The sequence below is a fragment of the Streptomyces sp. NPDC090021 genome (assembly GCF_044748225.1).
GTDB lineage: Bacteria > Actinomycetota > Actinomycetes > Streptomycetales > Streptomycetaceae > Streptomyces.
The window spans coordinates 1-2,304 of sequence record NZ_JBIVFO010000093.1 but is presented as its reverse complement, the minus strand read 5'-3'; the positions used below and the strand labels follow the sequence as shown (position 1 = coordinate 2,304).

2 protein-coding genes are annotated in these 2,304 nt (G+C 75.4%); one reads left to right on the top strand and one right to left on the bottom strand.

Annotated elements, in window-relative coordinates:
* Positions 1–108: 108 nt before the first annotated feature.
* Positions 109–1,221, bottom strand: a complete 1,113-nt coding sequence (locus ACIPXC_RS34995; protein ID WP_401626540.1) for a TDT family transporter — start codon at positions 1,219–1,221, stop codon at positions 109–111.
* Positions 1,222–1,291: 70 nt separating this feature from the next.
* Here ACIPXC_RS34995 and ACIPXC_RS34990 point away from each other — a divergent pair, with 70 nt between their 5' ends.
* Entirely contained in the window at positions 1,292–2,215 is a 924-nt protein-coding gene (locus tag ACIPXC_RS34990; protein WP_401626537.1) for a LysR family transcriptional regulator, read from the top strand.
* Positions 2,216–2,304: the final 89 nt, after the last annotated feature.

Below are 2,304 nucleotides of genomic sequence, written 5' to 3'. Positions count from 1 at the left end.
CCCGGACCCGCCGAGCAACCCCGCAGGGGCCCGGCGGCACGCTCCCGACCCCGCGAAGCCAGCCCCGGACCCGCCGAGCAACCCCGCAGGGGCCCCGCAGGGGGCCCGTTACAGGAGGCGGCCCGTCAGTAGGCCGCGGAGGGTGTGGGTGGCGGCCAGCAGCCAGGCGGTCAGCAGGGCCAGGAAGAGGGCCGCGGCGAGCCAGCCGAGGGCGGTGAGCCCGGTGTGGCGGGCCAGGCCGGCGGCGCCGGTGACGCAGGTGCCGACAGGGAAGGTCAGCGCCCACCAGGTCATCGCGAAGCCCATGCCCTCCCGGGCCGCCCGGACCAGCAAGCACACGGCGAGCGCCAGCCACAGCAGCGCGAAGCCCATCACGGGCACCCCGTAGACGACCGCGAAGGCGCCGAGCGCGCCGGCGTAGGGGGCGCCGATCGCCTGGGGGGCCATGTCGGCGAGCTGGTTCACGGCGGTGGTGGACTGCCCGAGCGGGCCGAGGACCAGGAACAGGGTCGGGGTCAGGGCCAGGGGCAGCGGGCCGGCCACGATCAGCCGGCCGAAGATCAGGGGGAGCATCAGCAGGGTGGCGAGCAGGCTGATCCCGAACATGGCGTAGCAGGCGAGCAGCAGGGCCTCGCGGGGCTGGCCGGAGGGCAGGTGGGGTATCAGCAGCGGGCCGAGGGCGGCGGAGACCATGGGGGCGACGAGGGGCAGCAGCCACACGGGGCTGGCCTGCTTCGGCTCGACCTTGTGGCGTACCACCATCAGGTAAGGCACGGCCACGGCCGCGATCAGGCCGATCGCGGTGCCCGCGGTGAAGAGCACGGCGTCCACGGCCACGGCGGCGCCGGTTCCGATGAGGTCCTTGCCGACGATGAGGGTGCCGCCGCCTACGGCCAGCAACGCCATCGAGAGACAGCCGTAGAAGGGGGCGACGGCGGGGTCGAGCAGGTGGGCGCGGGCCTGGTCGCGGTGGTGGAGCCAGTGCCCGGCGCGGGCGGTGAGCAGGACGGCGAGGGCGACGGCGGACAGCGCCCAGACGAGCTGGCAGGCCACGCGCTGGCCGGGGAGCTGGTACGGGAGGGTCGCGCCGGCGTTGGCGACGATCGCGGTGCCCATGACGGATGCGTACCAGTTGGGGCCGAGGTGTCGCAGTGCCGGTGCCTTGTGGGCGGTGGGTGCGGGTTCGGTGAGGGTGCGGGGTCGCACGAGGGTGGTGGCCATGGATCCAGCGTCGCCCCGGGGTGGGCCGCAGGGCAGGGATCATCTGTCTATAAGGCCATAAACTGATGTTATGGGCGAGGAGAACTTGGTTCCGCTGGCACACCGCGTACCGGACCTGGGCGCGCTGGAGCTGCTGCTGACGGTGGCCCGGGTCGGGAGCCTGAGCGGCGCCGCCCGACGGCTGGGCATCACCCAGCCCGCGGCGAGCAGCCGGATCCGGGCGATGGAGACCCGGCTCGGCGTGGCGCTGGTGGACCGCTCCCCGCGGGGGTCGACGCTGACGGCCGAGGGTGCGCTGGTCACCGACTGGGCCCGGCGGGTGGTGGAGGCGGCGGAGGCCTTCGACGCGGGGGCGCAGGCGTTGCGGGGGCGGCGGGACTCGCGGTTGCGGGTGGCGGCCAGCATGACCATCGCCGAGTACCTGATGCCGGGGTGGCTGATCGCGTTGCGCGGGCAGCGGCCGGACACGGCGGTGTCGCTGCACGCGGGCAATTCGGCGGTGGTCGTGCAGCGGGTGCTCACGCACGAGGCCGACCTGGGCTTCGTGGAGGGGCTGTCGGTGCCCGAGGGGCTGGATTCGGCGGTGATCGCGCAGGACCGTCTGGTCGTGGCGGTGGCGCCGACGCATCCGTGGGCGCGGCGTTCGCGGGGGGTGGCGGCGGCGGAGCTTGCCGCGACGTCGCTGATCCTGCGGGAGCGGGGATCGGGCACGCGCCAGGTGCTGGACGCGGCGCTCGCCGGGCACGGCGGGCTGGCCGCGCCGCTGCTGGAGCTGGCGTCGACGACGGCGGTGAAGGCGGCCGCGCTGGGCGGCGCGGGGCCGTGCGTGCTGTCGGAGCTGGCGGTGGTGGACGAGCTGGCGGCGCGCCGCCTGGTGGAGGTGCCGGTGACGGGTGCCGAGCTCGGCCGGGCCCTGCGGGCGGTCTGGCCGGCGGGCGCCCGCCCGGCGGGCCCGGCCCGGGACCTGCTGTCCCTGACCCGCGGGACGGCCTAGGGCCTGTATTGAGTTGCCCCGCGGCGTCGCGGCGCCCGGCACGCACCCTCGGCGCACGAGCCGAATGTCCTAGTAGCTCCGCTACGAGG